This is a genomic window from Xanthomonas sp. SHU 308 (assembly GCF_000364645.1).
GTDB lineage: Bacteria > Pseudomonadota > Gammaproteobacteria > Xanthomonadales > Xanthomonadaceae > Xanthomonas_A > Xanthomonas_A sontii.
On the sequence record NZ_AQOK01000832.1, the window covers coordinates 1 to 7,055 of the forward strand.

Here is a 7,055-nt window from a genome sequence, read left to right on the forward strand (position 1 = left end):
CCGCCGCCGCCTTGGCCGCCGCCAGCCGCTGCGCCAGCGCCAGCGGCGCTTCGCCGGGCAGCGGGGTCTCGTCGACCTGCGGGCGCGCGCAGTCGAAGGGAAGACGCAGCCGTTGCAGCAGTTCGCGGCGGTAGGCGGAAGTGGAAGCCAGGATCAGCGCGGGCATCGGCGGAAGGGCGGGCGGCGGCAGGCCGGGGCCGGCAGTCTGCGGCGGCTGGCGCGGACCGGCAAGGCGGTTCGGTGCTGGGCTGGCAGCGGCCCAGGGGGCGGTTTGACAGCGGCCCCGGCAGTCCTTAACATTCTGCGGCTTATGTCCGCGAACGTGCCCGAACTGTTGGATGCCTGGCGGATGGTCGCAGCGCGCAGGGTCTTCGAAGACCGCCTGCCGCTCTCGGCGATGACCCGTCTGCAAGGCAGCCTGGCCGACACCGAAGGCGAATGCCGCTACACGCTGGAATTCGGCCGCGACGCTGTACTGCAAGTGTCCTATGTCGAACTGAAGATCGAAACCGAGCTGCCGCTGATCTGTCAGCGCAGCCTGCAGCGCTTCCTGCTGCCGGTGTCGAGCGTGCAGCGGCTGGGGCTGATCCGCAGCGAGGAAGAAGAAGCCGCGCTGCCGCCGGATCACGAGGCCTTGCTGGTGCCGGAAGACGGCATGCTGCGGCCGGCCGATCTGGTCGAGGACGAGCTGGTGCTGGCGGTGCCGTTGGTGCCGGTGGCGCCCGGAAGCGAGGCGGTCGATCGCGACTGGCCGGCGACCGAGGAAGAAACGAGCAAGGTCAACCCGTTCGCGGCGTTGGCGGCGCTGAAGAAACAGTAGCGGTCGGTCCGCCTGCCGCTGCCTGAGGTTGTTGCCGGACGCGCGCGTCCTGCGCGACGTAATGACGACAGATGTAAACGAACCGAGTTTGGAGCAATCCCATGGCTGTGCAGAAATCCCGTGTCACCCCGTCCCGCCGCGGCCAGCGCCGTTCGCACGACGCCCTCAGCGCCAAGCAGCTGTCGACCGATCCGACCAGCGGCGAGATCCACCTGCGCCACCACGTCACCGCCGACGGTTACTACCGTGGCAAGAAGGTGATCGCCACCAAGACCGCGCAGGTCGAAGAAGATTGATCCGTGCCCGTCCACCGCGCTGCGGCGGACGGAGTCACCCATCTTCACAGGCCGCGCCGTACCGGGGCGGCCTGCGTAACAGGCAACAGGAACCAGCATGAGCAAGCGGATCTATTCCAGGATCGCGGGCACCGGCAGCTATTTGCCTGAAAAAGTGTTGACCAACGACGATCTGTCGCAGATGGTCGACACCAGCGACGAATGGATCCGCAGCCGTACCGGCATCCGCGAGCGGCACATCGCCGCTCCCGGCCAGACCGCCGGCGACCTGGGCTACGAGGCCGCGCTGAAGGCCATCGAAGCCGCCGGCATCGATGCCGCCGAACTCGACATGATCGTGGTCGGCACCACCACGCCGGATCTGATCTTCCCGTCCACCGCCTGCCTGATCCAGGCCCGCCTCGGCGTGGTCGGCTGCCCGGCGCTGGACGTCAACGCCGCCTGCTCCGGCTTCGTCTACGCGCTCAGCGTGGCCGACAAGTTCATCCGCAGCGGTGACGCCAAGACCGTGCTGGTGATCGGCACCGAAACCCTCAGTCGCATCGTCGACTGGACCGAGCGCACCACCTGCGTGCTGTTCGGCGACGGTGCCGGTGCGGTGGTCCTGCGCGCCGACGAAGACACCGGCATCCTCAGCACCCATCTGCATGCCGACGGCAGCAAGAAGGAACTGCTGTGGAATCCGGTCGGCATCGCCACCGGGCTGGGCGACGGCACCGGCGACCCCGCCGCCGGCGGCATCCAGATGAAGGGCAGTGAGGTGTTCAAGTACGCGGTCAAGGCGCTGGACGCCGTGGTCGACGAGACCCTCGAGGCCAACGGCCTGGACAAGCACGACCTGGACTGGCTGATCCCGCACCAGGCCAACCTGCGCATCATCGAGGCCACCGCCAAGCGCCTGGACCTGCCGATGGAGCAGGTGGTGGTGACGGTGGACATCCACGGCAACACCTCCTCCGCCTCGGTGCCGATGGCGCTGGACGTGGCGGTGCGGTCGGGCCGCGTGCAGCGCGGCCAGTTGCTGCTGCTGGAAGCCTTCGGCGGCGGCTTCACCTGGGGCTCGGCGCTGCTGCGCTACTGAGCCTGTTTCCGCGCCCGGCGCCGTTGGCGGCGTCGCGGCGCGCGATCGCGATCCGATGCCGGGCGCCGTGCGTCGTCGCCACGACGCGCGGCAATGCGCTCGCCGAACCCAATTCTCCTGACGCCAGCGCGTCCGGCGCGTGCATCGCGGTGCGTGGTCGCGCGCGGCCTGTGCCGCGATTTATCCGCGTCTGTCTTCCTTTCGCGACATCACGCCGCGCGCGAAAAGCGCGATTCGCCCAGCGTGGTCGCCTATGGGTGCGCGCTTTTTGCGTTGTCGCCTGGGCGTCCAGCCGCGTCCATCGGACATGCCCCTCGTTCCGCTTCTCCGCCGTTACGCGCTGCCAGCCCCTTGCCCGCGCGCGCGATTGCAACGCCGTGCGCCCGCGTGCGTCCCACGCTTCACATTTGCTGTCGGCCTGACACCGGGCGCCGCCGAGCGAGGCGCGAGCGGCGGCGCGCGATGGGCCTGCCGCCATTTCACATACGCCCGGGTACAGACGCCCGGCCGGTTTCGCCCGTATCATCGCCGCTCGATTTTCGCAGGGCCGACCGCGTGACCGATTCCACACTCGCCTTCGTCTTCCCCGGCCAGGGTTCGCAATCGCTGGGCATGCTGGCCGAACTGGCCGAATTGCATCCGCAGTTGCGCGACAGCTTCGCCGAAGCCTCCGAGGGCGCCGGCGTGGACCTGTGGGCGCTGAGCCAGGGCGGCCCGGAAGAGATGCTCAACCGCACCGAGTACACCCAGCCGGCGCTGCTGGCCACCAGCGTGGCGCTGTGGCGACTGTGGCTGGCCGAGGGTGGGGCGCGTCCGGCGCAGCTGGCCGGGCACAGCCTGGGCGAATACAGCGCGCTGGTCGCCGCTGGCGCCCTGTCGCTGCACGACGGCGCGCACCTGGTGCGGCTGCGCGGGCAACTGATGCAGGACGCCGCGCCGGCCGGCGTGGGCGCGATGGCCGCCGTGCTCGGCGCCGAGGACGCGCTGGTCGAAGAGGTCTGCGCGCAGGCCGCCGGCAGCCAGGTGGTGGTGCCGGCCAACTACAACTCGCCGGGGCAGGTGGTGATCGGCGGCGATGCCGCGGCGGTCGACCGCGCCCTGGCACTGCTGGCCGAGCGCGGCGTGCGCAAGGCGGTGAAGCTGGCGGTCAGCGTGCCGTCGCACACCCCGCTGATGCGCGAGGCGGCCAACCGCCTGGCCGAGGCGATGCGCGGACTGGCCTGGCAGGCGCCGCAGCTGCCGGTGGTGCAGAACGCCGATGCGCAGGTGCACGAGGGCGTCGAGGCGATCCGCCAGGCGTTGGTCGAGCAGTTGTATCTGCCGGTGCGCTGGACCGGCTGCGTGCAGGCGCTGGCCGCCGGCGGCGCCACCCGCCTGGCCGAGTGCGGCCCGGGCAAGGTGCTGACCGGGTTGGTCAAGCGCATCGACAAGTCGCTCGACGGCCGCGCCCTGGGCACGCCCGCCGAGTTCGCCGGCGCGCGCGAGGCCTGGGCCTCCTGATCGCCGGTCGCCGCGCGGTGCGCCGTTCGCCCGCGCTGGTTTCCCTCCTTTCCCCCGGCGCCATGCGCCGTCCGTCTCCAAGGAAACGCAGATGAGCAAGCCATTGCAGGGCGAGATCGCGCTGGTCACCGGCGCCAGCCGCGGCATCGGTGCCGCCATCGCCGACGAACTGGCCGCGCAGGGCGCCACCGTCATCGGCACCGCCACCTCCGACGCCGGCGCGCAGGCGATCGGCGCGCGCCTGGCCGCCCATGGCGGTCATGGCCGCGCGCTGGACGTCACCGACGGCGCCGCGGTCGATGCGCTGATCGAGGCGATCGCCAAGGAATTCGGCCCGGTCTCGATCCTGGTCAACAACGCCGGCATCACCCGCGACAACTTGCTGATGCGGATGAAGGACGACGACTGGCAGGCGATCATCGACACCAACCTGACCAGCGTGTTCCGCACTTCCAAGGCGGTGCTGCGCGGCATGATGAAGGCGCGCAAGGGCCGCATCGTCAACATCGCTTCGGTGGTCGGCGTGACCGGCAATCCGGGCCAGGCCAACTACGCCGCGGCCAAGGCCGGCATCATCGCCTTCTCCAAGTCGATGGCCAAGGAAATCGGCTCGCGCGGCATCACCGTCAACGTGGTCGCGCCGGGCTTCATCGACACCGATATGACCAAGGCGCTGCCGGAAGCGCAGCGCACCGCGCTGCTGGAGCAGATCGCGCTCGGCCAGCTCGGCCAGCCGTCCGACATCGCCAACGCGGTGGCGTTCCTGGCCGGTCCCGGCGCCGGCTACATCACCGGCGAAACCCTGCACGTGAACGGCGGGATGTACATGCCGTGAGCCTGCGGCGCAGTGGACGCGCCTAAGTGGCTGATCGGCCGGCATTTGTGCAGTGCTGCAAGGGCCAGTCGGTTTCCACTACACTACCCAACGCGGCCATCGCAGCCCGATGGCGTTTTGTGAGTCCCTCACAGGAGCACCGCACATCCGTGTGCGGGGATCCTAAAACTCGAACCACCACTACTCCATCTGGAGCGATATCCCAATGAGCACCATCGAAGAACGCGTCAAGAAAATCGTCGTCGAACAGCTCGGCGTCAAGGAAGAAGAAGTCACCAACAACGCATCGTTCGTCGATGACCTGGGTGCCGACTCGCTGGACACCGTCGAGCTGGTGATGGCCCTGGAAGAAGAGTTCGAGTGCGAGATCCCGGACGAAGAAGCCGAGAAGATCACCTCGGTGCAGCAGGCCATCGACTACGTCAAGGCGCACGTCAAGAGCTGAGGCTGCGTTCGCGATCGCCATCGGCGCCTGCGTGGGCCCGATGCGCGTGACAATCCCATGGGGCCGCGCATGCGGCCCTGTGTTTTTACAGCGTCAAGGCCGCGCGTATCGCGGTGAGGAGATTTCGCAATGAGCCGTCGTGTCGTCGTAACCGGCATGGGCCTGGTGTCGCCGTTGGGCAATGACCTGGCCAGCAGTTGGGAAGGGATCGTCAACGGACGCTCCGGCATCGGCCCGATCACCCAGATCGATGCGTCTCAGTTCACCACCAAGATCGCCGGCGAGATCAAGGATTTCGATCCGACCAAGTTCATCTCGTCCAAGGACGCGCGCAAGATGGATTCGTTCATCCATTACGGCGTCGGCGCCTCGTTCATGGCGCTGGATGATTCCGGCCTGGAGATCACCGAGGCCAATGCCGAGCGCATCGGCGCGATCCTCGGCTCCGGCATCGGCGGCCTGCTCGGCATCGAGGAACAGACCGTCAAATTCCACGAGGGCGGCGCGCGCAAGATCTCGCCGTTCTACGTGCCCAGCACCATCATCAACATGCTGCCGGGGCAGGTGAGCCTGATCAAAGGGCTGAAGGGGCCGACCTTCTCCGCGGTCTCGGCCTGCGCCACCTCCAACCATTCCATCGGCACCGCGATGCGCATGATCCAGCACGGCGACGCCGACGTGATGCTGGCCGGCGGCGCCGAGCGCGGCTCCTCGCCGACCTCGGTGGGCGGCTTCTGCTCGATGAAGGCGATGTCCACCCGCAACGACGATCCTGCCGCCGCCTCGCGCCCGTGGGACAAGGAGCGCGACGGCTTTGTGCTCGGCGACGGCGCCGGCGTGCTGGTGCTGGAAGAGTACGAACACGCCAAGGCGCGCGGCGCGCGCATCTATGCCGAGCTGGTCGGTTTCGGCGCCAGTTCCGACGCCTTCCACATGACCGCCCCGAGCGAGGACGGCGAAGGCGCCGCGCGCAGCATGGTGGCGGCGATGAAGGACGCCAAGCTCAATCCGGACCAGATCGACTACCTCAACGCGCACGGCACCTCCACGCCGCTGGGCGACCTGGCCGAGACCCTGGCGATGAAGCGTGCGCTGGGCGATCACGCCTACAAGACTATGGTCAGCTCCACCAAGTCGATGACCGGCCACCTGCTCGGCGCCGCCGGCGGTGCCGAAGCGATCTTCTCGGTGATGGCGATCCACGCCGGCATCATCCCGCCGACCATCAACCTGCACGAACCGGGCGAAGGCTGCGACCTGGACTACGTGCCGAACGTGGCGCGCGAGAAGCAGATCGACGTGGCGATGTCTAATGGGTTCGGCTTCGGTGGGACCAACGGGACGTTGGTGTTCAAGCGGGTCTGAGGGCCGGGATTCGGGAATAGGGAATCGGGAATCGTCACAGCCGGCGCCTCGCTCCCATCGCGCGCGTCCATCTATCCAGCGGCGCGCGTGAGGTCCGCGCGCGTTGCTGCGGTCTCGCTTGGAGCTTGTCTGGCGACGCCTTCCGTTTCCTGACGTTTCTTTCATTCTTCTAGCGGATCTTCGATGCTGCGTACCGTTCCCTTGCCGGCCGAGGTCGATCTGCTGGCGCTGCATCGCCTGGCGCCGCAGCGGTATCCGGTGTTGCTGGAATCGGCGGCGTCGGGCACGGCGCAGGGGCGCTGGGATCTATTGCTGGTCGCCGACGGGCGGGGCCTGCGGCTGGATCGCGACGGGGTCACCCGCACGCTCGATGGCGCCGCGGTGGCCGGGGATTTCCTGAGCGCACTGGATACGCACTGGCAGGCCGAACGCTGCGAACGCGACGAGCCGCGCTGGCCGTTCCGTGGCGGCTGGGCGCTGCTGCTGGACTACGAACTCGCTGCGCAGGTGGAGCCGGTGCTGCAGTTGCCGCCCTCCGCTGCGGCCACGCCCGCGGTGCTGGCCCTGCGCTGCCCCGCGGCGCTGCTGCGCGATCACGTCACCGGCGACTGCGTCGCGCTGGCCGAGCCCGCGCATGCAGCGCTGCTGGACGCCGTGCTCGCCGATCTGCAGGCGCTGCCCGCGGCCGCACCGGCGCCGGCGTGGCAGGGGCG

Annotated in this window: 8 protein-coding genes and 1 pseudogene; 8 read left to right on the forward strand and 1 reads right to left on the reverse strand. The window is 68.8% G+C overall.

Translation table 11 applies throughout. The annotated features are described in order from the left end of the window. A partial coding sequence (locus D588_RS25860) for a Maf family protein (protein WP_043086806.1) occupies positions 1-166 on the reverse strand: 166 nt, incomplete at its 3' end. Between the two features lie 144 nt (positions 167-310). Here D588_RS25860 and D588_RS0121765 point away from each other — a divergent pair. The 8 genes and pseudogenes from D588_RS0121765 to D588_RS0121800 form a co-directional block, all read left to right on the forward strand. Then, on the forward strand, positions 311-820 hold the full coding sequence (locus D588_RS0121765) for a YceD family protein (protein ID WP_010342480.1): 510 nt from the start codon (positions 311-313) through the stop codon (positions 818-820). Between the two features lie 101 nt (positions 821-921). Continuing rightward, entirely contained in the window at positions 922-1,116 is a 195-nt protein-coding gene (rpmF, locus tag D588_RS0121770) for a 50S ribosomal protein L32 (RefSeq protein ID WP_010342479.1), read from the forward strand. 97 nt (positions 1,117-1,213) lie between these two features. Next, positions 1,214-2,197, forward strand: a complete 984-nt coding sequence (locus tag D588_RS0121775; RefSeq protein WP_017917506.1) for a beta-ketoacyl-ACP synthase III — start codon at positions 1,214-1,216, stop codon at positions 2,195-2,197. A 555-nt stretch (positions 2,198-2,752) separates the two neighbouring features. Next, positions 2,753-3,697 carry an ACP S-malonyltransferase gene (gene fabD / locus D588_RS0121780; protein WP_017917507.1) on the forward strand — a complete coding sequence of 315 codons (945 nt, stop codon included), beginning with the start codon at positions 2,753-2,755 and terminating at the stop codon, positions 3,695-3,697. 91 nt (positions 3,698-3,788) lie between these two features. After that, positions 3,789-4,532 carry a 3-oxoacyl-ACP reductase FabG gene (fabG, locus tag D588_RS0121785; protein ID WP_010342476.1) on the forward strand — a complete coding sequence of 248 codons (744 nt, stop codon included), beginning with the start codon at positions 3,789-3,791 and terminating at the stop codon, positions 4,530-4,532. 205 nt (positions 4,533-4,737) lie between these two features. Next, on the forward strand, positions 4,738-4,977 hold the full coding sequence (acpP, locus tag D588_RS0121790) for an acyl carrier protein (RefSeq protein WP_010342475.1): 240 nt from the start codon (positions 4,738-4,740) through the stop codon (positions 4,975-4,977). Between the two features lie 129 nt (positions 4,978-5,106). After that, positions 5,107-6,342 carry a beta-ketoacyl-ACP synthase II gene (fabF, locus tag D588_RS0121795; protein WP_010342474.1) on the forward strand — a complete coding sequence of 412 codons (1,236 nt, stop codon included), beginning with the start codon at positions 5,107-5,109 and terminating at the stop codon, positions 6,340-6,342. Between the two features lie 183 nt (positions 6,343-6,525). Continuing rightward, positions 6,526-7,055 (forward strand): annotated as a pseudogene (locus D588_RS0121800) (aminodeoxychorismate synthase, component I); the annotation flags it as partial.